The sequence below is a fragment of the Streptomyces sp. NPDC027663 genome (assembly GCF_055566415.1).
Map to the genome: position 1 here is coordinate 721,737 of NZ_JBVHSK010000001.1, position 25,689 is coordinate 747,425.

At 69.3% G+C, this 25,689-nt stretch carries 20 protein-coding genes and 4 tRNA genes; 9 read left to right on the forward strand and 15 right to left on the reverse strand.

What is annotated here, in order from left to right; genetic code table 11:
• Window positions 1-104 precede the first annotated feature (104 nt).
• Window positions 105-2,012, forward strand: coding sequence for a DNA primase (gene dnaG, locus ACZ4SF_RS03180; RefSeq protein ID WP_468377474.1), 1,908 nt, complete (start codon window positions 105-107; stop codon window positions 2,010-2,012).
• A 249-nt stretch (window positions 2,013-2,261) separates the two neighbouring features.
• Window positions 2,262-3,509: an RNA polymerase sigma factor gene (locus ACZ4SF_RS03185; RefSeq protein ID WP_468377476.1), complete on the forward strand. Its 1,248-nt coding sequence runs from the start codon at window positions 2,262-2,264 to the stop codon at window positions 3,507-3,509.
• A 121-nt stretch (window positions 3,510-3,630) separates the two neighbouring features.
• Here ACZ4SF_RS03185 and ACZ4SF_RS03190 read toward each other — a convergent pair whose 3' ends face one another.
• The 4 genes from ACZ4SF_RS03190 to ACZ4SF_RS03205 form a co-directional block, all read right to left on the reverse strand.
• The gene (locus ACZ4SF_RS03190; protein ID WP_468377478.1) at window positions 3,631-5,556 is read right to left on the reverse strand and encodes an ABC transporter ATP-binding protein; all 1,926 of its coding nucleotides are present in this window, start codon (window positions 5,554-5,556) and stop codon (window positions 3,631-3,633) included.
• The gene (locus ACZ4SF_RS03195; protein WP_468377481.1) at window positions 5,556-7,289 is read right to left on the reverse strand and encodes an ABC transporter ATP-binding protein; all 1,734 of its coding nucleotides are present in this window, start codon (window positions 7,287-7,289) and stop codon (window positions 5,556-5,558) included. The genes ACZ4SF_RS03190 and ACZ4SF_RS03195 overlap by 1 nt, the downstream gene beginning before the upstream one ends.
• A 149-nt stretch (window positions 7,290-7,438) precedes the next feature.
• A complete protein-coding gene (locus tag ACZ4SF_RS03200; RefSeq protein ID WP_468377484.1) occupies window positions 7,439-8,890 on the reverse strand; it encodes a xylulokinase in 1,452 nt (483 codons plus the stop codon).
• 188 nt (window positions 8,891-9,078) lie between these two features.
• Complete coding sequence (locus tag ACZ4SF_RS03205; RefSeq protein ID WP_468377487.1) at window positions 9,079-9,384, reverse strand: YtxH domain-containing protein; 306 nt, start codon at window positions 9,382-9,384, stop codon at window positions 9,079-9,081.
• Window positions 9,385-9,542: 158 nt separating this feature from the next.
• Here ACZ4SF_RS03205 and ACZ4SF_RS03210 point away from each other — a divergent pair.
• From ACZ4SF_RS03210 to ACZ4SF_RS03220, 3 genes are all read left to right on the forward strand, one after another.
• Window positions 9,543-9,615, forward strand: a tRNA-Asn gene (locus ACZ4SF_RS03210).
• A gap of 6 nt (window positions 9,616-9,621) precedes the next feature.
• Window positions 9,622-9,694: transfer RNA gene (locus ACZ4SF_RS03215), tRNA-Asn, on the forward strand.
• Window positions 9,695-9,867: 173 nt separating this feature from the next.
• Window positions 9,868-9,944: transfer RNA gene (locus tag ACZ4SF_RS03220), tRNA-Ile, on the forward strand.
• A 555-nt stretch (window positions 9,945-10,499) separates the two neighbouring features.
• Here the strand turns inward: ACZ4SF_RS03220 and ACZ4SF_RS03225 are convergent.
• The 4 genes from ACZ4SF_RS03225 to ACZ4SF_RS03240 form a co-directional block, all read right to left on the reverse strand.
• Window positions 10,500-10,754 (reverse strand): Txe/YoeB family addiction module toxin, encoded by a 255-nt coding sequence (locus ACZ4SF_RS03225; protein ID WP_453273392.1) that lies wholly within the window; start codon window positions 10,752-10,754, stop codon window positions 10,500-10,502.
• On the reverse strand, window positions 10,751-11,014 hold the full coding sequence (locus ACZ4SF_RS03230) for a type II toxin-antitoxin system Phd/YefM family antitoxin (protein ID WP_453273391.1): 264 nt from the start codon (window positions 11,012-11,014) through the stop codon (window positions 10,751-10,753). Before ACZ4SF_RS03230 ends, ACZ4SF_RS03225 begins: the two co-directional genes overlap by 4 nt.
• A 709-nt stretch (window positions 11,015-11,723) precedes the next feature.
• Complete coding sequence (locus ACZ4SF_RS03235; RefSeq protein ID WP_468377491.1) at window positions 11,724-12,776, reverse strand: fatty acid desaturase family protein; 1,053 nt, start codon at window positions 12,774-12,776, stop codon at window positions 11,724-11,726.
• Between the two features lie 111 nt (window positions 12,777-12,887).
• On the reverse strand, window positions 12,888-13,022 hold the full coding sequence (locus ACZ4SF_RS03240) for a hypothetical protein (protein ID WP_468377494.1): 135 nt from the start codon (window positions 13,020-13,022) through the stop codon (window positions 12,888-12,890).
• A gap of 218 nt (window positions 13,023-13,240) precedes the next feature.
• Between ACZ4SF_RS03240 and ACZ4SF_RS03245 the strand changes: the two genes are divergently transcribed.
• On the forward strand, window positions 13,241-14,074 hold the full coding sequence (locus ACZ4SF_RS03245) for a YhjD/YihY/BrkB family envelope integrity protein (protein WP_468377497.1): 834 nt from the start codon (window positions 13,241-13,243) through the stop codon (window positions 14,072-14,074).
• Window positions 14,075-14,286: 212 nt separating this feature from the next.
• Here the strand turns inward: ACZ4SF_RS03245 and ACZ4SF_RS03250 are convergent, their stop codons facing one another.
• On the reverse strand, window positions 14,287-15,228 hold the full coding sequence (locus tag ACZ4SF_RS03250) for a YihY/virulence factor BrkB family protein (protein WP_453273388.1): 942 nt from the start codon (window positions 15,226-15,228) through the stop codon (window positions 14,287-14,289).
• Window positions 15,229-15,557: 329 nt separating this feature from the next.
• Window positions 15,558-15,731: a CsbD family protein gene (locus ACZ4SF_RS03255; protein ID WP_453273387.1), complete on the reverse strand. Its 174-nt coding sequence runs from the start codon at window positions 15,729-15,731 to the stop codon at window positions 15,558-15,560.
• A gap of 1,111 nt (window positions 15,732-16,842) precedes the next feature.
• Here ACZ4SF_RS03255 and ACZ4SF_RS03260 point away from each other — a divergent pair.
• On the forward strand, window positions 16,843-16,998 hold the full coding sequence (locus ACZ4SF_RS03260; RefSeq protein WP_093695096.1) for a DUF6131 family protein: 156 nt from the start codon (window positions 16,843-16,845) through the stop codon (window positions 16,996-16,998).
• Between the two features lie 198 nt (window positions 16,999-17,196).
• Here the strand turns inward: ACZ4SF_RS03260 and ACZ4SF_RS03265 are convergent, their stop codons facing one another.
• A complete protein-coding gene (locus tag ACZ4SF_RS03265; protein ID WP_468377500.1) occupies window positions 17,197-18,027 on the reverse strand; it encodes a hypothetical protein in 831 nt (276 codons plus the stop codon).
• A gap of 317 nt (window positions 18,028-18,344) precedes the next feature.
• Here ACZ4SF_RS03265 and ACZ4SF_RS03270 point away from each other — a divergent pair.
• Window positions 18,345-18,416 (forward strand) — tRNA-Ile (locus tag ACZ4SF_RS03270).
• Window positions 18,417-19,143: 727 nt separating this feature from the next.
• Here ACZ4SF_RS03270 and ACZ4SF_RS03275 read toward each other — a convergent pair.
• From ACZ4SF_RS03275 to ACZ4SF_RS03285, 3 genes are all read right to left on the reverse strand, one after another.
• On the reverse strand, window positions 19,144-21,561 hold the full coding sequence (locus tag ACZ4SF_RS03275; RefSeq protein WP_468377502.1) for a helicase C-terminal domain-containing protein: 2,418 nt from the start codon (window positions 21,559-21,561) through the stop codon (window positions 19,144-19,146).
• Between the two features lie 221 nt (window positions 21,562-21,782).
• Window positions 21,783-22,040, reverse strand: coding sequence for a hypothetical protein (locus tag ACZ4SF_RS03280; RefSeq protein WP_468377505.1), 258 nt, complete (start codon window positions 22,038-22,040; stop codon window positions 21,783-21,785).
• A 132-nt stretch (window positions 22,041-22,172) separates the two neighbouring features.
• Entirely contained in the window at window positions 22,173-23,162 is a 990-nt protein-coding gene (locus ACZ4SF_RS03285) for an AraC family transcriptional regulator (protein WP_468377507.1), read from the reverse strand.
• A 383-nt stretch (window positions 23,163-23,545) separates the two neighbouring features.
• On the opposite strand from ACZ4SF_RS03285, the gene ACZ4SF_RS03290 reads away from it, so the two are divergent.
• The gene (locus ACZ4SF_RS03290; RefSeq protein WP_468377510.1) at window positions 23,546-24,322 is read left to right on the forward strand and encodes a LuxR C-terminal-related transcriptional regulator; all 777 of its coding nucleotides are present in this window, start codon (window positions 23,546-23,548) and stop codon (window positions 24,320-24,322) included.
• Here ACZ4SF_RS03290 and ACZ4SF_RS03295 read toward each other — a convergent pair.
• Window positions 24,286-25,593: a beta-ketoacyl-[acyl-carrier-protein] synthase family protein gene (locus ACZ4SF_RS03295; RefSeq protein WP_453273383.1), complete on the reverse strand. Its 1,308-nt coding sequence runs from the start codon at window positions 25,591-25,593 to the stop codon at window positions 24,286-24,288. The genes ACZ4SF_RS03290 and ACZ4SF_RS03295 overlap by 37 nt on opposite strands.
• Window positions 25,594-25,689 lie beyond the last annotated feature (96 nt).

Sequence of the window (25,689 nt, forward strand, 5' to 3'; positions counted from 1 at the left end):
CCGCGGCCGCGGGACGCTCGTGGCCGCTCGCGCAGCTCCCCGCGCCCCTTCCGGGGCGCCGCACGTGCCCCATGAGTGTCGGTCGGCCCCCGTAGAATTCACTCGTGGCAGGACGGATCAACGACGAGGACGTGAAGGCGGTACGGGACGCGGTCCCGATCGACGCCGTGGTCTCCGAGTACCTCCAGCTGCGCAACGCGGGCGGCGGCAACCTCAAGGGCCTGTGCCCGTTCCATGACGAGAAGTCGCCGTCCTTCCAGGTCAGCCCCGGCAAGGGGCTCTTCCACTGCTTCGGCTGCCAGGAGGGCGGCGACACCATCACCTTCGTGATGAAGGTGGACCACCTCTCCTTCTCGGAGGCGGTGGAGCGGCTGGCCGCCCAGGCCGGGATCACGCTGCGGTACGAGGAGGGCGGGTACAACCCGGCCCACCAGCGCGGCGAGCGCATCCGCTTGGTCGAGGCGCACAAGATCGCCGCGCAGTGGTACGCCGAGCAGCTCGCCACCAGCCCCGAGGCCGACACCGGCCGGATCTTCCTCGCCGAGCGCGGCTTCGACCAGGCCGCCGCCGTCCACTTCGGCGTCGGCTACAGCCCCCAGGGCTGGGACCACCTCACGCGTTTCCTGCGCGGCAAGGGCTTCACCGACAAGGAGCTGATCCTCTCCGGACTGTCCCAGGAGGGCCGCCGCGGCCCCATCGACCGGTTCCGGGGCCGCCTGATGTGGCCCATCCGCGACATCGGCGGCGAGGTCGTCGGTTTCGGCGCCCGCAAGCTGTACGAGGCGGACAACGGTCCGAAGTACCTGAACACGCCCGAGACGGCGATCTACAAGAAGAGCCAGGTGCTGTACGGCATCGACCTGGCGAAGAAGGACATCGCCAAGGCCAGCCGGGCCGTCGTCGTCGAGGGCTACACCGACGTCATGGCCTGCCATCTGGCCGGTGTGACGACGGCCATCGCGACCTGCGGTACGGCCTTCGGCGGCGAGCACATCAAGATCCTGCGCCGGCTGCTGATGGACAACGGCTCGGCCCGTGTGATCTTCACCTTCGACGGAGACGCGGCCGGGCAGAAGGCTGCCCTGCGCGCCTTCGAGGACGACCAGAAGTTCGCCGCCGAGACGTACATCGCGATCGCGCCCGACGGCATGGACCCCTGCGACCTGCGCCTGGCCAAGGGCGACGAGGCGGTCGCCGACCTGGCCGAACCCCGCACCCCGCTCTTCGAGTTCGCGCTCCGCCAGATCGTCGACCGGTACGACCTGGACACCCCGGCGGGCCGCGCGGCGGCTTTGGACGAGGCCGCCCCGATCGTCGCCCGCATCAAGAACAGCGGCGCCCAGCACGAGGTCGCCGTCGAACTGGCCGGCATGCTCGGCATCCTCGACACCCAGTTCGTGGTCCGGCGGGTGGCCCAACTGGCCCGCTGGGCCCGCGACCGCGGCGGAAAGGCACCCCAGCAGGACCGGCCGCGCGGCGCCGACCAGCAGTGGGCCACCACCCCGCGCCCCGCGAACTCCGGCCCGGCCCTCACCCTGCGCAACCCCGTCCACGCCGCCGAACGCGAACTCCTCAAACTCGCCCTGCAGCGGCCCGAACTGGTCTCCCCGGCCTTCGACGCATACGGCATGGACGAGTTCACGGCCCCGCCCTACGCCGCCGTACGCCAGGCCGTCGCGGAGGCGGGCGGTGCCGAGTACGGCGTCCCGGACCCGCAGGAGTACCTGGTCCGGGTGCGCGAGGCCGCGCCCGACGACACCGTCCGCGCGATGGTCACCGAGCTGGCCGTCGAGCCGATCCTGCGCCGCACGGTCGACGAGGTGTATGCCGGCACGGTCCTGGTGCAGATCCGCCGCCGGGCCGTGGAGCGCCGCATCCGTGACATCCAGTCCCAGCTGACCCGCCTCGCCGCCGGCGGCGACCCGGCCCGACTGGCCGCCGTGCAGAACGAGCTGTGGGTGCTCCAGCAGTACGACCAGGCACTGCGGGAGCGGGGCGCGGAGGCACTCTGACCGGGCCGGCCCTCTTCGCCGGGCTGCTCGGGGGGCGTGCTGCCGAGGTGGCCGGTGATGGCTCCGGCCTGTGGGGCGAGCGACCCCGGCCGTTCCATCCCGTCCCCCCTATTCTGCGGCGACCTCATGGCCCGCAGTTGCCGATCGCACGGTCCAGCGAGCCGGGTAACCGCCCCGTCACGGACCGGACGCAAAAAGTCACCGCACGCCCCTCGTGGCGGAGTTGTGTCGTACCCCACACTGGGGGCGGTGCCCGAGTCCTCGGAGCGCAGGCCGTCGACTCTCCACTCCCGAAGTACCGCTGCCGCCACACCTTCGGCAGCGATCATCCTGGAGGTCGCCCTCGTGCAGACCCAGACCCTCGCCCAGACCGACAGCAGCACCAGCGCCACCAGCACCAGCGCGGACGAGCCGGACGCGGAGACGAGTGTCCTGGAGGCCGTGCCGCCGCAGAGCCGAGCCGTCCTGCAGCCGGAGGCGGTGACCGTGGAGCCGACGGAACCGCCCGCCGAGGCGCTCGAGGCGGAACCCGAGGAGGCCGCCGAGCCCGTCGAGGCGCCGGTCGCCGCCCGGGCCGACTCCGGGGGACCCTCCGCCGACCTGTTCCGGCAGTACCTGCGCGAGATCGGCCGCATCCCGCTGCTCACCGCCGCCGAGGAGGTCGAGCTGGCCCGCCGGGTCGAGGCCGGCCTGTTCGCGGAGGAGAAACTGAGCAGCACCCCCGACGTGGACAGCCAGCTGGCGCTCGACCTGGACCGGCTCGTGGTCATGGGCCGGATGGCCAAGCGGCGGCTCATCGAGGCGAACCTGCGGCTGGTGGTGTCCGTCGCCAAGCGGTACGTCGGCCGCGGCCTGACCATGCTCGACCTCGTCCAGGAGGGCAACCTCGGGCTCATCCGGGCCGTGGAGAAGTTCGACTACGCACGCGGCTACAAGTTCTCCACGTACGCCACCTGGTGGATCCGCCAGGCCATGTCCCGGGCCCTGGCCGACCAGGCCCGCACCATCCGTGTCCCGGTCCATGTCGTGGAACTGATCAACCGGGTCGTCCGCGTGCAGCGGCGGATGCTCCAGGAACGCGGGTACGAGCCGACGCCGGAGGAGGTCGCCGCGCACCTCGACCTGCCGCCGGAGCGGGTCGGCGAGGTGCTGCGGCTGGCCCAGGAACCGGTGTCCCTGCACGCCCCGGTGGGCGAGGAGGACGACGTCGCCCTCGGCGACCTCATCGAGGACGGCGACGCGGCGAGCCCCGTCGAGTCCGCCGCGTTCCTCCTGCTCAGGGAGCACCTGGAGGCGGTCCTGTCCACACTCGGTGAACGGGAACGCAAGGTCGTCCAACTCCGCTACGGCCTGGCCGACGGCCGCCCGCGCACGCTGGAGGAGATCGGCCGCATCTTCGGGGTCACCCGGGAACGGATACGGCAGATCGAGTCCAAGACGCTGAACAAGCTCCGGGATCACGCGTTCGCGGACCAGCTGAGGGGCTATCTGGACTGATGCCGGCCGCGGGTGCGTGGGACCCGGTCGCACCCGCGCGCGGAGCCGTACGTCGATACGGCCCCGCGCGCCTTACGGGGCGCTGCCCGCCCCGGCCGGTCCCCGGCCTCGGGCAGCGGACTCAGTCGACCTCGGCCACCGCCTGCGCGAACTGCGCGTTGTACAGCCGCGCATACGCCCCGTCCGCCGCCAACAGCTCCGCATGCGCGCCCTGTTCGACGATGGACCCGTTCTCCATCACCAGGATCGTGTCCGCGTCCCGGATCGTCGACAGCCGGTGCGCGATCACGAACGACGTCCGGCCGGCCGCGAGCTTGGCCATCGCCTTCTGGATCAGCACCTCGGTGCGGGTGTCGACGGAGCTGGTCGCCTCGTCCAGCACCAGGATCACCGGGTCGGACAGGAACGCCCGCGCGATGGTGATGAGCTGCTTCTCGCCCGCGCTGACCCCCGTGCCCTCGTCGTCGAGCACGGTGTCGTAGCCGTCGGGGAGCGTACGCACGAACCGGTCGGCGTGCGCGGCCCGCGCGGCCTCCTCGATCTCCCCGCGGGTGACCTCCCTGGACGCGCCGTACGCGATGTTCTCCGCGATGGTGCCGCCGAACAGCCAGGTGTCCTGCAGCACCATGCCGATCCCCGACCGGAGTTCGTCCCTGGTCATGCTGCGGATGTCCACCCCGTCGAGGGTGATCCGGCCGCCGGAGACGTCGTAGAACCGCATCAGCAGGTTGACGAGCGTGGTCTTGCCCGCGCCGGTCGGGCCGACGATCGCCACCGTGTGCCCGGGTTCGACCGTGAGCGACAGGTCCTCGATCAGCGGCTTCTCGGGGTCGTAACGGAACGACACGTGCTCGAGCCGCACCCGGCCGCTCAGCTCCTCCGGACGCCGGCCCGGCACCGGATCGGCCTCCTGCTCCTCCGCGTCGAGGAGTTCGAAGACGCGCTCGGCCGAGGCGACACCGGACTGCACCAGGTTGGCCATCGAGGCGACCTGGGTCAGCGGCATCGAGAACTGCCGCGAGTACTGGATGAAGGCCTGGACGTCGCCGATGGACAGGGCACCGGACGCGACCCGCAGACCGCCAACGACCGCCACCAGCACGTAGTTGAGGTTCGACACGAACATCATCAGCGGCTGCATGATGCCGCTGTTGAACTGCGCCTTGAACGCGGCCTCGTACAGCGCCTCGTTCTGCTCGGCGAACTGCTTCGCCGACTCCTCCTGCCGGCCGAACACCCTCACCAGCGTGTGCCCGGTGTACATCTCCTCCACGTGCGCGTTCAGCTTGCCGGTGGAGCGCCACTGCTGCACGAAGTGCGGCTGCGACCGCTTGCCGACCCGGGTGGCGACCACGAACGACAGCGGCACGGTGACGAGCGCGACCAGCGCCAGCAGCCAGGAGACCCAGAACATCATCACGAGGACGCCGATGATGGTCAGCACCGAGTTGATCAGCTGGCCCATCGACTGCTGCAGCGTCTGCCCGATGTTGTCGATGTCGTTGGTCGCCCGGGACAGCACCTCACCGCGCTGGCGCTTGTCGAAGTACGACAGCGGCAGCCGGGACAGCTTCGTCTGCACGTCCTCCCGCAGCCGGTACATCGTGCGGTTCACGGCCCGGTTGACCAGCCGGGTCGCGATGGCCATCAGCAGGCCGGCGACCAGGAAGGTGCCGAGCGCGAGCAGCAGGACGTCACCGACGGCGTCGAAGTCGATGCCCTTGCCGGGGGTGAAGTCGGTGCTCCCCAGCATGTCGGCGATCCGGCCCTGGCCGCGTTCGCGCATGGAGGCGAGGACCTGTTCCTTGGTGGCCCCCTCCGGCATCTGCCGGCCGATGATGCCGGCGAACACCAGGTCGGTGGCCTTGCCGAGGATCTTCGGGCCGATCACGCTCAGGCCCACGCTGACCACCACGCACATGAGCAGGGCGTAGATGGTGAGCCGTTCCGGTTTGAACTGGGCGACGAGCCGTTTGCCCGACCCCTTGAAGTCCATCGAGCGCTGGTCGGGCCCCCCGGCCATCATGCGTCCCATGGGCCCGGCCATCAGGCTGCCTCCGCTTCCGTCAGCTGGGAGAGCACGATCTCCCGGTAGGTCTCGTTGGTCGCCATCAGCTCGGCGTGCCGGCCGGAGCCGACCACCAGGCCCTCGTCCAGCACGACGATCCGGTCGGCGTCCCGGATGGTCGCCACCCGCTGGGCGACGATGACGACGGTCGCCTCGGCGGTCTCCCGGGCGAGTGCGCCGCGCAGGGCCGCGTCGGTGGCGTAGTCGAGGGCCGAGAAGGAGTCGTCGAAGAGATAGATCTCCGGGCGCTGCACCAGCGTGCGGGCGATGGCGAGCCGCTGCCGCTGACCGCCGGAGACGTTGGTGCCGCCCTGTGCGATCGGTGCGTTCAGGCCGCCCTCCAGCTTCTGCACGAAGTCCTTGGCCTGCGCCACCTCCAGCGCGTGCCACAGCTCCTCGTCGGTGGCGTCGGGATTGCCGTAGCGCAGGTTGGTGGCGACCGTACCGGCGAACAGGTACGGCTTCTGCGGCACGAGCCCGACCGTCCGCGCGAGCAGCTGCGGATCGACCTCCTGCACGTTCACGCCGTTCACCAGGACCTCACCCTCGGTGGCGTCGAACAGCCTGGGGACGAGTCCGAGCAGCGTGGACTTGCCGCTGCCGGTGGAGCCGATCACGGCGGTCGTCTCACCCGGCCGGGCCACCAGCTCGACGGACTTCAGCACCGGCTCCTCGGCACCCGGATAGCGGAAGCCGGCGCCCCGGATCTCCAGACGGCCGTGCGACCGCAGTTCGGAGACCGGCGCGAGCGGCGGCACGACGCTCGAGTCGGTGTCCAGGACCTCCCGGATGCGCTCGGCGCAGACCTCCGCGCGCGGCACCATCATGAACATGAAGGTGGCCATCATCACGGACATGACGATCTGCATGAGGTAGGCGAGGAACGCGGTCAGGTCGCCGATCGCCATCCCGTTGCTGTCGATCCGGTGGGCGCCGAACCACACCACCGCGATGGACGACAGGTTCACCACCGTCATGACGATCGGGAACATCAGGGCGAGCATCCGGCCCGTGGCCATCTGCATCTCGGTCAGCTCGGCGTTCGCCTTCCCGAACCTGCCCTGCTCGTACTCGTCCCGGACGAACGCGCGGATCACCCGGTTGCCGGTGATCTGCTCGCGCAGCACCCGGTTCACCGTGTCCAGCCGGACCTGCATCGCCCGGAACAGCGGGCGCAGCCGGCGCACGATGAGCGTCACGGAGACGCCGAGCACCGGCACGACCGCGACCAGCACCGTGGACAGCGGCACGTCCAGGCCGAGCGCCAGCACGATGCCGCCCACGCACATGATGGGCGCCGACACCATCAGCGTGAACGTCATCAGGGCCAGCATCTGGATCTGCTGCACGTCGTTGGTCGTACGGGTGATGAGCGAGGGCGCCCCGAAGTGACCCACTTCACGCGCGGAGAAGGACTGGACCCGGTCGAAGACGGCGCCGCGCACGTCCCGGCCGAACGCGGAGGCGGTCCGGGCGCCGTAGTAGACGGCGCCGATGTTGCACACGACCTGCGCCAGCGAGATGCCGATCATCAGGCCGCCGAAGGACATGATGTAACCCGTGTCACCCTTCACGACACCGTTGTCGATGATGTGCGCGTTCAGGGTGGGCAGGTAGAGGGTGGCGCAGGTCTGCAGGAACTGCAGCACCACCAGGATGGCTATGGGTTTTTTGTAGGCACGGAGATAGGTCCGCAGGATTCGTATGAGCACGCTACGTCTCTCGGGTGGTCGGCAGGGGCCGGTCGGTTGCCCTTGGCCCCCATCGTCGAACACTCCACCCGCGTTACCTCAACCGAATAACCCGACGGCGCCGCTTCCAGGAGCCGTTTCGGTATGCGGTGTTGCTCCGAACGAGTCACCTACGACCTGAACGCACCCGGGTGGGTCTGCTCCCGCACCGCCGTGAACTGCTGCCGCACCGCCTGGCCCACGGCCAGCTCCTCGCCCGGCTCCAGCACCTGCGCCGCCGCACCCTGCCAGGCCGGCGGGGTCCGCGGATCGAGGGTGCCCTGCGACACGCCGAGCGCCCAGGCCGCCTGCCGTGCCGCGCCGATCGCCGCGTAGTCCGCGGGCTGCGGTACGACGACCTGCGCGCCGAACAGCGAGGGCGCCGCGGCCTGCACGGCGGGCAGCTCGGCGGCCGGGCCGAGCAGGAAGATCCGCCGGACGTCCACGCCCCGCCCGCGCAGCACGTCCAGTGCGTCCGCGAGCCCGCACAGCATGCCCTCGAACGCGGCCCGCGCCAGATGCTCCGGCTTCATCGACTCGCGCCGCAGACCCGCGAGCGTCCCCGCGGTGTGCGGCAGGTTCGGTGTCCGCTCGCCCTCCAGATAGGGGAGCAGGACCAGCCCGTGGGAGCCCGGCGTGGACTTCATCGCCAGGTCGGACAGGCTCTCCAGATCCGCCAGGCCGAGGAGTTCGGCGGTGCCGCGCAGGGTGCGTACGGCGTTCAGGGTGGTGACGACCGGCAGGTGCATGCCGGTGGCGTCGGCGAGCGAGGTGATCATTCCGGACTGGTCGGCGAGCGCCTCCGGATGCACGGCCATCACGGACCCGGAGGCACCGAGCGAGACGACGGCGTCCCCCAGCCCGATGCCGAGTCCGAACGCGGCGGCCATGGTCTCCCCGGTCCCGGCGGAGATCAGCAGTCCTTCCGGGGTGGTGCCGGCCGCGTCCGACGGGCCGATCACCTCGGGCAGCATCGCCTGGTGCCCGAGGGCCAGCTCGACCAGGTCGGGGCGGTAGGCGCCGGTGGCCGCCGACCAGTAGCCGGTGCCGGAGGCGCCGCCCCGGTCGGTGGTCCGGCGCACCGGCCGCCCGAGCAGCTGCCAGACGAGCCAGTCGTGAGCCTGGAGCAGGACGGCCGTGCGCCGCGCGTTCTCCGGCTCGCTCTTCGCGAGCCAGCGCAGCTTCGTGACGGGCTGGGCCGCCTGCGGCGCACAGCCGACCGCCTGTGCCCAGGCCTCCCGGCCGCCGAGCGCATCCACGAGATCGGCCGCCGCGACCTGGGCGCGCTTGTCGGCGCCGACCATGGCCGGGCGGACGGTGTTGCCCTGGGCGTCCAGCGGGATCACCGCGTTCTGCTGCGCGGACACGCCGATGGCCTGCACGCCCTCCAGCAGACCGCCCCCCGCGGCCTCGCCCAGGGACAGCAGCCAGGCCTGCGGGTCGACATCGCTCGGGCGTACGCCGTCCGGCGTCTCGACCGGGTGCGGTGCGTATCCCTGCCGCAGTACGGCACCGGTGTCTGCGTCGCAGACCACGATGCGAGTGAAATCGGACGAGCTGTCCAAGCCGGCGACTATCCCCATGCGGAGAATTTTGCCGCATCGCTGCGGTGGGTTCGGCCGACGGTGCTCAGTCGACGCGGGGGCCTGCGGTGCGGCGGGTGCGGATGGGGGCGGGCGGCGGGTCGCTCGCGCCCCCGGCGGCGGAGCCGCACCTCGGCACGGTCCCGCGTCCCGGTGCCGGACAGGCCGCCCGGCACCGGAAAGTCCGCTTACGTGTTGCTCGTGCCCCAGTCGTCCTCGGGTGTGCCGTTCAGGTTCCGTTCCCGAAGTGAGCGCACACGCTGGGCCACGGACTCCGGGACGCGGTCGCCGACCTTGTCACTGACCGTGTGGAAGGCCTTGCCGGCGTAGACGCGGCCCTGCTGGGCGGCCGACTCGGCGGTGTTGCGGACCGCGGGGTTCTGCGCGATCTGGCGGGCCGATTTCTTCAGCTGCTCGTAGCGCTCGCGTCCGGCCCGTGTGCCGAGGACGTAACCGAGGGCCACTCCGGCGAGGAACGTGAGCCGGTAGCGCATGGCTGCCACCCTTCCCGTGCGTAGGTATCTGGTGCGGCGCTGGCGTCGAGGGATACCGATTGGCGGAGCACCCCCCTGCTTGCGCTAATGTATGTGTCGCAGCGAGCGCCCGCCCCCTGGCGAATACCCAGGTAGGTACGTTCGATGCAACGAGGCGATCCTCCGTAGCTCAATTGGCAGAGCAGCCGGCTGTTAACCGGCAGGTTACTGGTTCGAGTCCAGTCGGGGGAGCTTCGGTCCTCCGTAGCTCAATTGGCAGAGCAGCCGGCTGTTAACCGGCAGGTTACTGGTTCGAGTCCAGTCGGGGGAGCGCTGAACGAGGACCCCTCAGGGGTCCTTTTTCATGTCCGGGGAACCGTCGCGCCTGCGGTGATGTCCTCAAGGTCATGAGCAGCGCAGAAGCCGACCATCCGAAGCAGGAGATCGTATGAGCGGCTATGCTGCGGCAGACGGCGCGCACACATGTACGCGACACGCCGCTATGGGGCGGTAGCTCAGCCGGTTAGAGCAGCGGACTCATAATCCGTCGGCCGTGGGTTCGAGTCCCACCCGCCCCACCAAGCGCAGGTCAGAGAAACGTTCTGACCTGCGGAAACGTCTCTTCGGGTGGCCGGATTCGGCGCTCTGGGGCAACGGATTCCACTCCGTTGGCCGTTACTTCGATGAACGCATGGGGCTGGGGGCGCATCTGTGCTGTGACCTGCGGTGATGAAGTGACTGGAGAGGCAGTGGGATCGCATGGAGCCGAGGCCAGGGGACACTCAGGGGACACGAGGCTTCGGGAACTTCAGCTCGGTTCGTCGTGCAGTGCCCGGCGGTAGGCCTCTTCTTGTGACCGGTCGGCTTCCATCGGATCTGTCGTGACGGAACAAGCCGTCGAAGCGGGCGGGGCCTACAGTCAGGCGGCAGGGGGCGCGTCAGGTCGCTGGCAGAGGCGGAGAGCATCGTTCGGTCCGCCTCGGCGCGCAGGCTCGCTTCGTGGGCCGGGCTCACCTCGACGGGGCGGATCTCGAACCGCAGCGTGTGTGTTCTCGCGCGCTGGGCTGCCGCAGTTCTGGGGGCGTCGCCTCAGCGTTATGCGCGCTTCGGGACCGGCGAAGGCTCTTCGGGCTGTGTCAGTAGTGGTATCGAGCCTGGACGATGATCAACTCATCGTCGGTCGGCCTGTACACGAGCCGGTGGGTGTCGTCGATTCTCCGTGACCAGTAGCCCGACAGGTCCCCTTTCAAGGGCTCCGGCTTGCCGATGCCCTTGAAGGGGTCGCGCGTGGTGTCGTCGATCAGCTTGTTGATGCGCTTGACCATCTTGCGGTCGTTCTCGGCCCAGTAGGTGTAGTCCTCCCAGGCGTGCGACGTGAACGAGATCTTCACGCACGCTCCGCGTCGGGGTCGATCAGCTCACGATGCCGGGCCTCGCCGGCCTCGGCCTCGGCGATCGAGTCGAGCAGGCGGCGGGCGTTCTTGGGGGAGCGCAGGAGGTGCACTGTCTCGGTCCAGGAGCTGAAGTCCTCTTCGGACATCAGGACGGCGTTCCCCTTGCGGGAGGTGATGTGAACCGGTGCGTGATCCTCGTTGACCTGTTCGATCAGCGGGAACAGGTTCTGGCGCGCCTCGCTGGCGGTGATGGACATGCTTGCCGCCTCCCTTCTCGACTTGTACAAGATATAGTACGAGTCTTGAGCGAGTCCACAAAGCAGCCCCTGTCGAGCCCGAGGCACGTCAGCTCGGAATGGGGAGCCGAGGGCATCGCTTGCGGCCCCTCATAGGGGGACGACCGAGATCTTCGGGCTCCCCAACCCGCCTTCCGCGGTTGAATGCCGATGTGGCACGGAAAGTGGTGGGTTTCGGCGAGGACGATCTGAGGGCGCTGGCCGGGACTCGGTCCTTCGAGCGAGGGCTGGGGTATCTGAACGCGGTCACCGGCGGCGTGGTGTTGCACATGCGCGTCCGTTGGCCGCCGCCCGCTGCGACGCGTCGCCGCCTGTGGGTCTGATCCCAGGCTCCGGTTCCTCCCCCGCGACCCGCTAGGCGCCGGAGGCATGGCCGGTCTGCGCCGCCGCCTCACCCAGGCCGCCGAGGCATCCGCCCGCCTCTGCCGGTTGCCCCACATACAACGCTCCGAGGACAGGGTTACCGCCTGGAGTGTGGCTCCTCGTGTCCTGGTCTCGAGGTCTGGTTTCGCCACGTGAGTCGTGTTGTTCCAGATCATGGTTTCGGTGGGCGTGGTAGCTGACGCGGTCCTCAGCGGCAGCGAGGCCGCCGTCCAGGATCTGCAGGGCGCTGACCGCGAGTTCCCGTGTGAGGTGCCCTTTGGTCACAGCTTCCTGGGGCAGATGCGCGTCACACGTGGGCGGTGCTGATACGGGCTCGCCGCAGTGGCGCTCCTGCTCGGTGGAGGCTGGCGAGTGCTTGCCGGTAGGAGGTGATCAGTCCGGTTTCCAGGTAGTCCACGCCCAGGTCCTGGCAGTAGTGGCGGACGATGGACCGGGCCTTGCGCAGGTGGGGGCTGGGCATGCTGGGGAACAGGTGGTGTTCGATCTGGTGGTTCAGTCCGCCCAGGGCGAGGTCGGTGAACCAGCTGCCGCGTACGTTGCGTGCGGTGAGGACCTGGCGGCGCAGGAAGTCGGGGCGGTCGTTGCCGGTCAGGATGGGCATGCCTTTGTGGTTGGGGGCGAAGAGGCAGCCGAGGTAGAGGCCGAACAGGCCCTGGTTGACGGCCAGGAACACGATCGCCATGCCGGGCGGGAGGACGAGGAACACTGCGGTCAGGTAGGAGGCGATGTGCCCGTAGAGCAGCGTGCCGTCCAGGGCGCGGTTCTTCAGGGCGCGGTTGCCCAGTGCCCGCGCGCTCGAGACGTGCAGGTTGACTCCTTCCAGAGCGAGCAGGGGGAAGAAGAGGAACGCCTGCCAGTGGCCGATGACCCTCGGCAGTCCGGTCGCGGCGCGGGCCTGGTCCTGGGACCACACCAGCAGGTCGGGGGCGATGTCGGGGTCGAGGTCCTCGTGGTTGGGGTTGGCGTGGTGGCGGGTGTGTTTGTCCTGCCACCATCCATAGCCCATCCCGATCGCGGCCCCGGCGATGCGGCCGGACGTCTCGCTGGGCCGGCGCCGGCGGAAGACCTGGCGGTGGGCGACGTCGTGGGCGAGCAGAGCGACCTGCCCGAACATCACGGCGAGGAACGCGGCGACCGCCAAAGTCCACCAGCCGGCGCCGATGAGGACGAACGCGCACCAGCCACTGGCGTAGGCGACGGCCACGGCGATGGAGCGGACGGTGTAGTAGCCGGGGCGCCTGTTCATCAGGCCGGCCTCGGCGATCTTCTTGGACAGGCGGGCGAAATCACTGCCGCCTGCGGGGGGAGGCGGGCGACGGGGCGGGGTATGCGTGGTCATGCTGTCGGTGTGTCCTTCCCGGCCGATGGGCCGCGTCCGTCCGTGTGCCGGATGCGAGGCGGCAGTCGGGTACCCACATCCCTGCGGCCGGCACACCAGCCGGGGTGCTTGTCAGAGTTTGCGGGCGTCGCGGGGCTCGACGTAGGGGTTTTCCCCGGGCGGGTGGCCGCTGTCGATGGCCCGGGCGCGTTCGAGTTCGGCGTTGGATTCGAGGCCGAGCAGGATGGCGATGTCGGAGATCCACATCCGGACCAGGTAGATGATGATCGCGGCAAGCAGGGCGATGATCGCGGAGCAGGATCATCCCGGGCCGTTTGGCGATGCTGTGGCCCCGAGGATCCACGACGTGGTGGTTACGCCACTCACGTTATCGGCTTCCTGGATCATGGCCTCGTCCTGAGCCGTTCGGGAAGCTGCGTCGCGCCCTCGCGGGCCGCCGGTGTCGACCGTGGCAGTCGACAGGCATGCCGATGCAGACCCCGGGTGCCGCAGGCCGTTCCTCTCTGTTCGAACGGCTGGGCCGCGTGATCAGCCATTCATTAGTCGCACGCGGATGGCGGCGGAGCAGCGACCTGGGGTTGGGGCAGCGTTCGCTGGGTTTAGCGGCGCTGGGGTTCCTCACACTGGTGCCGCTGCTGATCATCGTCTCCTCGGCCGATCCAAAGCATGGGCGGGGATTCGCGCAGTGGCTGGGGGAAGGACTCGGCGTGTCGACGACCTCCAGGGAACATGTGGAGCAGTTGTTTATTCGTCCCGGTCAGGCTCTGCGGACCACGACCGCGTTCGGAGTCGCCGTCCTCGCCGCTTTCGGCCTGGCCTTCGGGGTAGCGGTGCAGTCCGGCTATGAGAAGGTCTGGGATTTGCCCCCGGCCCGCTGGTGGGCCAGGTGGCGCCATGTGGTGTGGCTCGGCGTACTCATCGGCTACCTCTTCGCTTCCGCCACCACCACGCTGCGACCTGAATCCCTGGCCGGCGCGTTCGTCGCATCGCTGAGCGCCGTCCTGTTCTTCTGGTGGTCGCAGCGCATACTGCTGGGCGGGCGGGTTCGCTGGCGCGCCCTGGTGCCCGGCGCGGTGGCTACCATGGTCGGTCTGCTCGGTCTCAGGGTCTTCTCCCGGCTCGTCTACTCGCCGCTGATCGTGTCCAACGCCGTCACCTACGGCCCCGTCGGAACCGTCCTGGTCATCCAGTCCTGGCTGGTCGGTGTGGGCGTCGTCGTATTCGGCGGTGCCCTGGTCGGCCGGCTGCTGCACGAGGAGCTCCCACGCGTGGCACGTGCACTGAAACGGCGAGGATGAGACGGGAACCTCGGAGCCCGGAGCTGCTCACGCCCGAACGACGCCGGGGGCGTGCGCCTGATCAGCGTGCATCAGACCCCATCCTCGCGTGGACGACGGCCATACCCGGCGAGCAGTAGCGTTCGGCCAGCGTGTCATCGAGGACCGGTCTGGCGCGCACGGTATGACCCCGGCACCGGTCGTTGCAGGGGCGGGTCGGTGACCGCTCGGTATCAGGGCCTGCGCGGTGTTGTTGGTAGACCGCCGCTTTCCGCTGCCCGCTGGGGTTCGTCGGTCACTGCGGGTCCGGTCCCGGGACCTGCGTCTGCTTCGCTGGGCTCCGCTGCTGCCTCCGTCGCCGTCCAGGCGGTGCAGTACAGCAGCAGCCTGGCCATGAGGTTGATCCACAGCACGACGGCGACCGGGACGGCGAAGGCGCCGTACATGCTCTTTCCCGCGACGCCCTGGAAATAGCCGGTCAGCAGCAGCTTGAGCAGTTCGAAGCCGACCGCACCGATCAGACCGGCGACCACGACCGCACGTCGGCCGGGATGCACCCGCGGCAGCCGGGTGAGCAGGTAGACCAGGAGCAGGAAGTCGACAAGCAGGGCAATGGCCAAGCCCGCGAAGAACAGCAGCACCCGTCCCGCCCCGCCCTCGATCCCGACCTTGTCGGCTGCCCGGCCGACCGCGCTGTTCGCGAACACCGAACTGCCCATCGCGACCAGCCCGACCACGCCGAGACCGACCAGTACCCCGGTGTCCTTGATCCTTAGCAGGATCGGATTTCCCGGGTCCTGCTCCTTCTCCCAGACCGCACGCAGGCTCCCGCGAAGGGCGCCGACCCAGTTGATGCCGATCACGAGCAGCAGCGCGCCCGCAATGAGCCCGACGGTTCCGGCGTGCGCGACGAGGCCCTTCAGGTTCAGCAGGTTGGAAAGGCCCGGCGCCTGGCCGGCAATCTTGTCCTCAAGCTTGCTGAGCTGGTCCTTGCTCAGCAGCTTGGCGCCGATCGCCGCGCCCGCAGTGATCAGCGGAAAGAGCGCGACGAAACTGATGTAGGTGATGGCAGCGGCGAGCCGGGCCCAGTGGGTCTTGGCCAGCCGCTCGTACGCCCGCCACACGTGCGTACGCATCAGCCGTGCGATGCCAGGAAGCCTTGTCAGCCAGTCCATGGTGAACACCTACTCTCAGCGTACCGACGGCGGGAGAAGAGGCATGTGGCGGCGAAACCCGCTATTCCGTGCTGAGACTGTTTGGCCGCCAGTTCAGGGACAGGGCAGTCGCGCTGACCGACTTGCTTGCACGGCGAACCCGCTGGAGCGCCCGGGTTGTCGACGGAAACCTTGATCTCCCTGGTGGTGGAAACGATCACCCACCCACGGGCGGACACCAAAACTCCCCGCAGACAGCAAAAGTCCCCACTCTGCAGGGCTTCCACCCCTGGCGGAACGGCCCAACTGGAACCATCGACCCGTACTTCGCCCGGGCCGGGGTGGAGTGGTCAGTGCTTGAAGACGTCCTTGATCTTCGCTCCGGCCTGCTTGATGTTGCCCTTGACTTGGTCTCCGCGGCCTTCGGCCTGCAGGCGCCGACTGCCGGTGGCGCGGCCGGCCGTCTTCTTGGCGCCGCCTTTCATCGCTTCGGCTTTGTGCGCGATCTTCTTCGAAATACTCATGGGTTACCACCCGGGGTGAGTAGTCTGCTGGGGCTCGGTGGCAGGAAGATCCGTGGCGCTGGCCGGCCACCGATCTGCGCGTGGGGGCGGTCTACCGGGGGGCGGATCGGTGCCCGCACAAGTGCAGTCTGCTCCGACGACCGCCGTCCGGGGCGGGAGCGCGATCGCCGTGGGGTGAGTCCCCCCGCGCGTTCGTGTTCTCCGCGCGGGCGGGCTCGCGTTGGTCGCCCCGGTCGTCGCGGCCCGTCCCGGCAGAGGTCGTCTCGCGGCGCGACTGCTTGACTCCGCGGGCGCGATGCGCTGCCTCGGCGAGAAGAGCGGCGGCGTGCACCGGTCAAGAGCAGGCTCAGCCCGAACAGGCCCGCAGCCCCGATGATGATGCCGTACAGGAACAGCATGCCGGTGGAGCCGGTCATGCCGTGGCCCAATACCGAGAACCCGCCCTTGAGTTCATGCCCGCTGCCGCGGTTGGTGAGAACACCGGCCACGCCGACGACTACCGCGGCGATCAAGACGATGAGTCCGAGGACGGCGATCATGACCCGCTCCAAGGATCTACCTGCTTCCCCCACGGTAGAACCGCACCGTCCACGAAGCCACCGCGGCAGGATTCCCCGGGGCCGGCGGCTCACTCGGTGGAGACCAACGACCGCGACACCACTCGATCTTCTCGGTGGCCGTTGGTCGAGCGAGTGCTTGGTGAGTCGCGCCGTATTGCCGCTCGAAGAGCACCCCAGCCGGGGCGGCCCTGGTGAACCGGCCAGCGAACTACTCCCTGCTGCCAGTCAGCACCTCCTCGGATGGCATTCCGAAATGCCACATGGCCTCGGCGAACGCCGCCGGGGGCCGCCCGGCCCAAACGGCTCCGCCGCGACCTTGGCGATCACGACAAAACGAGAATGATCATCGATCCCCGTGATCAGCTTGCACTCCCGGCCTCCGGCCGGGAAAACGGTTCCACACCCGGAGGCCGGCGACCGCCGCAGCGAAGACATCTCGCCCGGACGGCCTGAAACATCAGGAGGCAGCGGATTCGGAAGCGGTTGCCGTGGGGGGGGGTATGTGAGCGCCACAGTGGGAGGGAGAGCATTGTGCGAGATCGGAGGATACCGTGATCGCCCTGGGAGTCATTCTGCTCGTCATCGGGTTCCTGGCCAAGATCGCCATATTGTGGACGATCGGGATCATTCTGCTCGTCATCGGACTGATCTTGTTGCTCCTGGGTGCTCTCGGGCATGGGGTCCGCGGGAGACGGCACTACTGGTAGAGGGCCCCGACGCCCGCACGGCGATGAAGTCCCGCGCGTGTAGAGCCGACGGCCGGCGGTGTAGCGACGACCGTGTGCGGCACGGATCGCTGCGTGCTCACCTGTGAGATCAAGATCGTGCGGGGAAGCCCCGATGCGGATCACCCCGACACCCGTGAGCCGAGTGCGATGCCGCGATTCCCGTGTCTGTCCTGTAGATCATGTCGGCAGGACCTGACCCGGCTCCACCGCTGTCACGAGGACGGCGACGGTCACCGGACCAGGGGCGTCCCCTTCCGCTGCTGCGGCCACCGTCCCACGGACGGCCACGGAGACATCAAGGGCGCGATGAGTCTCGGCGACCGCCAGATGGATCTGGACGTGTCTGCCTGGGGGCTCGTCGCTGTCCTCGATCCGGACGGGGCGAGCAAGTCCTCCCCCGGCCACGGGCTCGGGCGGTCCTGGAACGGGGGCGAGGCGGGTCACGCCGGGGACAGCCATGGCAACGGTGGCCAGCTCCGCCGCGGGGTCCCGCACAGGCACCGGCCCGGGCGACAGGTGCCCGGGCTTGGTGGCCGCGACATGCGAGGCACTGGTTTCTCCCGCTGCCCTGTCGCAGGCCTCGGCCGCGGTCGGCCGCTGCGCCGACGCCGGAACCTCCAGCAGGTCCGTCACATGCAGAGCGACCTCGGCCACCACCAGCCCGAGACGTTCGACAGCCGCTGTGAACAGCGTCTGCCGCAGATGCTCCGCGACCTGGGGCAGGGGCTGCCGCGCCGGCGCCGAGAACTCCGCCTCGATCCGCAGCGGTCCCGGCGGCAATGCGGTCCAGGGCACCGGGACACTTGGCTCCGGCGCGGTTTCCGGGTCGGCCAGGCGGATCCGAAGCGCGCCGGGCCGAATCCCGGATACTCCGGAGGCTGCGCGGCTCAGTGTTCCGCTGGCGGCTTGTTCGGTGATCCAGGACCCGTCCTCGGGCCCGCCGAGCGGTAGTAGTCGGCCCAGGCCGAGTTGCTGCCGTACGGCCTGGGGCCATCCGTCATCCGTCATCGGCTCTCACCCCTTCTCTTACCGCGTTCTTTCGCTGCCGTGCTGTGCCCAGACTGCCGGAGCCACTCTGTTGCGGCTGCTCGTGCCACCTGTTCGGTGGGGCGGTCCCACGTCTGCCGTATCCCTGGAGCAGTCCCAGCCAAACGGACCTGAGGTGGAAAGGCGGGCGGCGGTCTCCTCTTTCTTAAAAGGGGCGACCGGCTATGACCGCGAGCCGACAGCAGAACCGGCCCGAGGTCTCCGGTGTGGCGTCCATGAGTGAGGCTGTCAGGAAGAACGCCAGGGTGAAAGCGCGGCGACCCGGGCACGCGGGGGCGGGGACGGATCGGAAGATCAGAGAAGGACTCATAATCCGTCGGCCGTGGGTTCGAGTCCTACCCGTCCCACCAGCGCAGGTCTCTGAACTGCGGAAACGTCTCTTCCTGGCAGGAAGATCAGGGACTCTGACTCAACGGAGAGAATCCGCTGCTCAGGGGTACTGTCGGAAGCCGCAGAGAGTGACCTGACTGATTCAGACATGGCTCTGACCTGGAGTGATGCGAGCGATCGGGTGCGCTGGAAACCACCTCGCGGTCTCCGTGCTCCAAGATCCAGTGGACGCATAGTGTACGCGAGGGCCTGGAGCTGAGTGCAGAGCGGCATGGCTGGTTCGAGCAGGAAACGGAGCACGCGGCTGGTACTGGTACCCGTCCCTGAGCCGCCACGCCGCCCGGCGCAGCCCGAGCGGTGCGGCCTGCAGGTCGTCGGGTAGGAGCCGGAAGGCGGGATGGCCGGTCAGGGGACGGACCATGCGGAAGTGATGGTCGATGGTGAGCAGGGCGTCGGTGCGGTAGGCGGCGGCCAGGGCGACGTTCATTGCTCCATGTGGACAACGGCTTCACTGCTGTGGCGGCGGCCGTGAAGGAAGTGCAGCAGCGGGACGCAGGTGCCTGACGACGGCGACCGCTGCGGAAGAGCTCCGTCCGTCGAGGCGGTGTCATGCCGATGCGCCGAGCACGGATCACTTGACCGGCGGTGCGGTGGAGGAGGCCACCAACCACGCGACGTCAGGCTCCTGGTGTCGACCCTCCGGGATGGGTACGGCCGCCTCGCACGCCCTGGCCCGCCGCCCGGGCGTTACGCCGGGGGCATCACCCCGTGGATCCGCGACAGGGTGAACACCCGCTCCGCATCGCGCAGATGACACCAGGCATACAGATACGGAGGGTCGAGGTCGAGGCCGCTGATGGTGCGGATCGTGCGGCTGCCCGTGGTGGCGACGTACTCGATGGTGATCGCCCTACCGTCGTCGACGGCGTGGGCGAGTTGACGGACATCGGTGTGGGAGATCTGGGTCGCCGATCCGGCGATGATTTCCTCGGTATCGGTGGCGAAGGGGACGCCGTTGTACGGGTCGGGGGCGGGATGGGCGAGTGGGGCGCCCGCGAGTCGGGCGGCCAGCGCGCTCAGCTCGGCCTGCTTCGGGGCGGCGGTCATCCGGGATGGGGTGCTGGGCCTGCTGACCGCTCTGCGCGGGGGCGGTACCGGCGCGGTCGCCCGGGGGCTGCCGGGTCGTTCGACGCGCACGGTTCCGTCGGCCGTCTCCGCGACCGGCGCGTATCCCTCGGTCCGCAGTGCGGCGAGGGTTTCCTCCAGCGGGGTGCGGCTGACGAGGACGGTCGGGGCGAGGTGCCGCAGGCCCAGTTTGGAGAGTTTGCGGTGGGCGGCGATCTCGGTGAGGAGGGCGGGTTCCTCGCCGTGGACGACGCAGGCGGCCGAGGCGATGCGGATCCGGCCGTGGCTGTGTGTCGTGTCCATGATCAGGTAGGACAGGGGCTGGGGCAGAGGGTTGGCGGCGACGGCGGCCAACTCGGCCTCGATGGAGTCCGGGCTACGGCCGGCGTCCAGGGCGCGGCGGACGCTCGCCGGGCTGAACCGCCACACTGAGGCGTTGCCGCTGGTCTCCCGATCGGCGACCGAGTCCAGCAGCACGACCAGCCGTGCGGCGGGTGTGCCGGTGACGACGGCGGTCAGGTCGCCGCCGAAGCGGGCCGTCGCGGTGGCGGCGGGAAGCAGGCGGTGGCAGGCGGTGGCCAGTCCTTCGGTGCTGTCGGCCAGCAGAGCGGCGCCGATCGGGGACAGCGCGCCGCGGGCGAGCACGCCGAGGCATTCCGCCTCCCGGATCACGGTGGCGAACGGCGTCGCATCCTGTGGCAGCACCTCGGCGAGCGGCCGTGACCAGTGGGTGAGAGGACCCAGTTCGGCCGAGTTCTTCGCGCCCTGCCCGGCCGGGAGACGGGAAGCGGCGGTGAGCAGCCCCTTCCGGGCCTGGAGGCAGCCGGCACAGGGCGGGGCCCCGGCCAGGGCGGGCAGCGCTTTGTTGTCGTCGTCGCGGGCCTGCGAGGGGGTGAGCCCAAGTGTCCACCAGGCGTGCAGCAATACCGGGAGCCGCTCTGCGGGCTCCGACTCGGCCCAGGTGTCGTAGGCGTCCGTCGTCGCGACCCGGTCACCGTCACGGGCCATGAGACCGGCCTCGTACGCCATCTCGAGGGTGAGGCGCACGACGCTCTCCTCGCAGCGTGCCGCCCTGCCGATCCTGGCCAGTTCGCGGGCTCCGACGCCGCCGGACTTCAACCGGGCGGGCGGAGCCGTCGCACACACCGACAGGACCGAGGCGGCGTGGGCGGCGAACGCCGTGGCCGCGGCGGACGCCTCACTGTCGACCTCCGCCGGGCTGACGGGTACGAGCAGCGTGACGGGCGGCGCGGGGGCGAACGGAGCATGCCAGCCCGGCCCGCGCAGCGCGAGCCCCACCTCGGCGGGCATCCGTACGGTGCCGTAGCTGTACCGCCCCTGGACCAGCAGCCCCCGCTCCAGCGCCCAGCGCGCACCCGGTTCAGGGGCGGACTGGCCCCCGATGAGGACGAATGCCTGCGGCCGGTACGCGGGGTCCGCCCTGCGTTCCAGCAGTTTCCGGGCGTCGGCCGGTGCCCGCGCGACCACCGCGGCGACACGTGCCGGGTCGCTGTGGTGTTCCACGAGCGTCGCGAGACGCTGCGGTTTGGTGCCGGGAGGCCGCACGCCCAGAGCCGTGAGCATGCGGCGCAACTCCTCGGAGGTCGTGTCCTTCAACAGCGTCGCCAGCGGCTGGTCCAGTCCGAGCGGCGTGTCCCACGCCTGCCGCAGGGGCGCGGCCATGCGCAGTGTTCCCTCGCTGTCCGGCCAGACCAGCGCATATGCGGACAGCGTCTGGAGCGCCGCTTCCAGGCCGTGTGCGGTCTCGTCCTCCATCGCGTCCAGCAGGTCCGCCAGGACGTCCCGAGAGGCCGGCGCACTCAGCGCCGCCAGGGCCTCGGCTGCCTGCAGGGCGGGCAGTGCGAGCCGGGGCAGCGCGAGCGCGACCGAGCCCGGGCGTTGCAGGCGTTCGGCCAGTTCGCTCACCGAGCGGGGTTCCGGCGGGGACACGGCGTCCGGCCGTGCCGCGAGTACCTGCTCCAAGTGTTCGGCGTCGAGGCGGTGGAGCCATGCTGCGAGGGCCGACTTACCGGACTTCACTGATCAGTGCACCTCGTCGAGGGAAACGCCACGCTTCGCGCCGGCAGGCCGGGCGAGACGCGCTGTGCCGTACGGCCTCCAAGCATGGCGCATCCGGCGGGTGCCGTAGGTGCCGTCGTCAGAGATTCGCGGACGGGCCGCACTGGTTCTTCCCCGCGAAGTCGCCGCCGTGTGGCAGCTGGAGAAGCCGGAGGGGGAACGGTTCCGAAGGGCGAGAGGGATCATGGTGGCCGCGGCGTCGACCGGGCTTGCGGAGCCAGTCGGCCCAGTTGCTGCTCGTCCCGGAGGTAGTGGGACAGGGCGGCTCGCAGACCGTCGCGCCCTGCTCCCATGCCGGGAGCATGCATGGGTGCGAAACGAGCGAAGATCTTGTGCTGGGAGATGAGTCCGGCGAAGACCGGGAGAATACGGGTGAGCACCTCGAGCCCGCGGGTGATGTAGTCACGGAGGTTGTCCTCGACGGTGCTCCGACCGGCCACCGGCGGTTCACCGGCGCCAGTCATGACGGTCGTGACGTGCGCGTGCAGGGCTTCGGCGAGGAGGCGGCGGCGATCACCACGGCGTACATGGCCGGCATGACGCGCCACCCCACAGAGGCAGCAGGCCGTCCTTCACTCGTGGGCCCTCGACAGGTTGCGTACTGATCGCGTTCGGTAGGCACCGGGGGTCGCACCGGTCCACCGGCGGAAAGCGCGGATGAATGCCGCTGCGTCGGCGTACCCGAGACGTACGGCGATCTGGTCGACCCCGAGTCCGAGGGTGCACAGCATCTCGACAGCACGAGTGTGCCGCGCTGCGTCGACCAGACGCCGGTAGGACGTGCCCTCCACTGCCAGACGCCGGCGCAGAGTGCGGGTGGAGACGTGCAGCGCGGCTGCGGCAACGCCCATGTCGGGGATGCCGTCCGGCCACTGCATGAGCAGTTCCCGTACCCGCGCTGCGAATCCGGTGTCGGTGCGCCGGGCCAGCAGGAGCCTGCACTCGCGTTCGCACACCTGCATGGTGTGCTGGTCCGCCTGCGGCAGCGACTGCTCCAGCACCGCCGCGAGGGTGACGATCGCGTTGCGCGGCGCCCCGAAGGCGATGGGCACGTCGTCAAACGTCTCGTACGGCGCGGACGTTTCAGGCCGTGGAAAGCGCAGATCCAGCCGGAGGGGGGTGAAGGGCCGGCCCACAATAGTGTCGAGGATGGCCCGGATATTGGCTATTTCCCGCTCGATGAAGAAGTGCCGGACGGGCGGGGGCACCAGCCCGTCGTCAAGGACGAGACGGACCTCGTTTCCGTCCTCCTGAAGGTGGATCCCGACCATGGCGAAGGTGAGTTCCAGGTAGCGCAGTCCCACAGCCGCGGCCTCGCGCAGCGTCGGGCTGGCGAGCAGTGCGAAGCCCAACACGCTGTACGTACGCAGCGGAATCCGGCTGCCGACCTCGAGCCCCAGGCCAGGAGCGTCGCCCGTGGCGCGGACCAGGTTCTGCGCCACAGTGAGCTCCTGCCAGGCCCGGACATGTGCGGCATCGTCGGCAAGAGCGTTCTCGTCCACACCACTGCCGTCGAGGCATGCCGGTACGGGCACTCCACGCTCGACGCCCACGTCCACCATCGCGCGCACACCTGCGATGCCTCGGTTGAACAGCCGTGGAGCTGTGGAGACTTCGTCGGCCGCCACCCTGTGGCCGGAACGGCCAACATCATGGCCGCCATTGCCTGGAACCAGCACTGCCAATCCCCCTAGCATCGGAAGGGATCGATGCGGCGGATCCCGCCGTAGGCTCCCATTCAGCCTAGTCGGGATGTGCGTGCGGGCCAGGGGGGCGCACGCGTTATCAGCCACCGCTGTCTGGAGCGCTCGGCGCGGCCCGCGGTCCTCACGTGCGCGACCGCTGCACCGGAAAACATTCTCGAGCACAGCCAGTGAAACGCACAGTTCCGGTTGCTGGTTACCGGAGGCAACGGGGGCACTTCCGAATTGCACGGGAGGAACGAATGATGGACGACTTCAGCACGTTGGAAGTAATGCTGATCGACAATGAGGATCTCGTGCGCCGCGGATTTCGGCAGGCCCTCGGGGAGGAGCCGGATATTACGGTGGTCGCCGATACGAGGGTCGGTGAGGAAGCATTACGCATGGCCGAGCTGCGGCGACCGCAGGTCGTCCTCGTGGATGCCGAATGCGAATTTGTCCGGAAACTCGCCCGGCCCTTGGGGACGGCAGTACCCGGAGTCGCGCCGGGGATAATTGTCCTGACCAGCAACGCCCTTGACAGCCATCTGCTCGGGTCGCTGAAGGCGGGCGCACGTGGTTTTCTGCTCAAAAGTGCCAGCCAGGACGAGCTGATCTCAGCTGTCCGTGCGGTTGCTGACGGCGCGGCCTTCTTGTGCCCCACGATGACCCGACGGCTGATCGATCGGTTCGAGATTCTGCCGCCGCCACATGAGCGGTCTCACGCGGTCGCCCTGGCGAGCCTGAGCGGCCGCGAGACCCAAGTTCTCTGCGGTATAGCCATGGGCAGGTCGAACCAGGAGATCGCCCACGAGCTGCATGTCACGCTCGCCACCGTGAAGTCCCACGTCTCGCGCATCCTCGCCAAGCTCGAGTTGCCGAACCGGATGCACGCGGCGCTGATGGCCCAGCGGAGCGGTCTCGTGCACCCGCCCCCGCCACCGCGGGCCAAACAGGCCGCGGTAGGCCCCCTGTCCTCCTGCCGCCCGTCCCAAGCCCGTGGTCAGGCGGGCTTGGTGAACGCGAGGACCACGTTGTGACCGCCGAAACCGAAGGAGTTCGAGATGGCCGCGGTGACCCTGATGCGCTGCTGGGTTCCCGTGACGATTTCCACCTTCACCTCGGGATCCTTGTCGTCGAGGTTCCTGGTCGCGGGAATCACGTCGGTGAAGACGCTCAGGACCGTGAAGATGGCCTCGATCGCGCCGGCCCCGCCTATGAGATGGCCGGTGATCGACTTGGTCGCCGTCACAAGAGCATGCGGACCGAGCGATTCCAGCAATGCCGCCGCCTCGATACGGTCACCGACGGGCGTACCGGGAGCGTGGGCGTTGACGTGAACAATGTCCTGCGGGCCGAGACCGCCGGAGCGCAAGGCCTCGCGGATCGCACTGATCTGACCGTCCGCTGACGGAGATGTCATGGTGTGCGCGTCGGAGCTCATCCCCGTACCGGCGAGCGTGGCATACATCCGTGCGCCACGAGCTTTCGCGAACTGGGTCCGCTCCAGCACGACGGCGCCGCCGCCCTCGGACATGACGAAGCCGTCACGGGCACTGTCGAACGGCCGCGATGCGTTCTGAGGGTCCTCATGACGGCCGGACAAGGCTCCCATGCGGGCGAAAGCCGCCATGGACAGCCGGCCGATGCATGCCTCGGTGCCGCCGGCGACAACGACATCGGCCCGCCCGTCACGCAGTAAGGCGAGCCCCATGGCTATTGCCTCCGCTCCGGAGGCGCAGGCGCTGGTCGGCGCGTGGGCGCCGGCCCGGGCGCCGAGAGCCAGACTGACTGCGGCGGCCGAACCGTTGGGCATCAGCATCGTCACCGCGAACGGCGACACGCGGCCCGGCCCCTTGGCCAACGACAGGTCGTGCTGGTCGACCAGTGTCCCTCCGCCGCCGAGACCGGTGCCGATCACCACGGCCAGCCGCTCCGGCGCCACCTCGGGCGCGCCGGCGTCGGCCCATGCCTGCCGGGCGGCCACCATCGCGATCTGCTGGCAGCGGTCCATCCGTCGGGCCTCGACCCGGTCCAGTACCTCGGTCGGTTCCTGACTCAGCCGGCCTGCCAGTCGTACGGGCAGATCGCGAGACCACGGTTCGTCGAGCACGGTGATCGGGGATTCGCCGGCGAGCAGCGCCTTCCAGGTGGAGTGGACGTTGCCGCCCAGCGGCGTGGTCATTCCCAAACCGGTGACCACCACGCCGGTCGTACCCAGGACCTCCCCGTCCGGGCGACCGGGGAGATCGGGGAGTTCGGGGAGCTTCGGATAACCCAAGAAGTAGTCGTCAGATGCGTCGTAGGACATCTAGGTTCCCTTTCTGAAGCCTTCTGGGGAAATGTTCTCCCTTGGATACGGGCCATTCGTCGTCCACTGGCCGTCGTCATGACGGTATCCAGTACG

What these genes read in the sequence shown, in the direction of transcription:
- ACZ4SF_RS03190 (WP_468377478.1), bottom strand. Translation starts at nt 5,556, where the DNA reads ATGGCCGGGCCCATGGGACGCATGATGGCCGGGGGGCCCGACCAGCGC.
- ACZ4SF_RS03200 (WP_468377484.1), bottom strand. Translation starts at nt 8,890, where the DNA reads ATGGGGATAGTCGCCGGCTTGGACAGCTCGTCCGATTTCACTCGCATC.
- ACZ4SF_RS03205 (WP_468377487.1), bottom strand. Translation starts at nt 9,384, where the DNA reads ATGCGCTACCGGCTCACGTTCCTCGCCGGAGTGGCCCTCGGTTACGTC.
- ACZ4SF_RS03230 (WP_453273391.1), bottom strand. Translation starts at nt 11,014, where the DNA reads ATGTCCATCACCGCCAGCGAGGCGCGCCAGAACCTGTTCCCGCTGATC.
- ACZ4SF_RS03235 (WP_468377491.1), bottom strand. Translation starts at nt 12,776, where the DNA reads ATGACCACGCATACCCCGCCCCGTCGCCCGCCTCCCCCCGCAGGCGGC.
- ACZ4SF_RS03240 (WP_468377494.1), bottom strand. Translation starts at nt 13,022, where the DNA reads ATGTGGATCTCCGACATCGCCATCCTGCTCGGCCTCGAATCCAACGCC.
- ACZ4SF_RS03245 (WP_468377497.1), top strand. Translation starts at nt 13,241, where the DNA reads ATGCCGATGCAGACCCCGGGTGCCGCAGGCCGTTCCTCTCTGTTCGAA.
- ACZ4SF_RS03250 (WP_453273388.1), bottom strand. Translation starts at nt 15,228, where the DNA reads ATGGACTGGCTGACAAGGCTTCCTGGCATCGCACGGCTGATGCGTACG.
- ACZ4SF_RS03255 (WP_453273387.1), bottom strand. Translation starts at nt 15,731, where the DNA reads ATGAGTATTTCGAAGAAGATCGCGCACAAAGCCGAAGCGATGAAAGGC.
- ACZ4SF_RS03265 (WP_468377500.1), bottom strand. Translation starts at nt 18,027, where the DNA reads ATGACGGATGACGGATGGCCCCAGGCCGTACGGCAGCAACTCGGCCTG.
- ACZ4SF_RS03285 (WP_468377507.1), bottom strand. Translation starts at nt 23,162, where the DNA reads ATGGTGGACGTGGGCGTCGAGCGTGGAGTGCCCGTACCGGCATGCCTC.
- ACZ4SF_RS03290 (WP_468377510.1), top strand. Translation starts at nt 23,546, where the DNA reads ATGATGGACGACTTCAGCACGTTGGAAGTAATGCTGATCGACAATGAG.
- ACZ4SF_RS03295 (WP_453273383.1), bottom strand. Translation starts at nt 25,593, where the DNA reads ATGTCCTACGACGCATCTGACGACTACTTCTTGGGTTATCCGAAGCTC.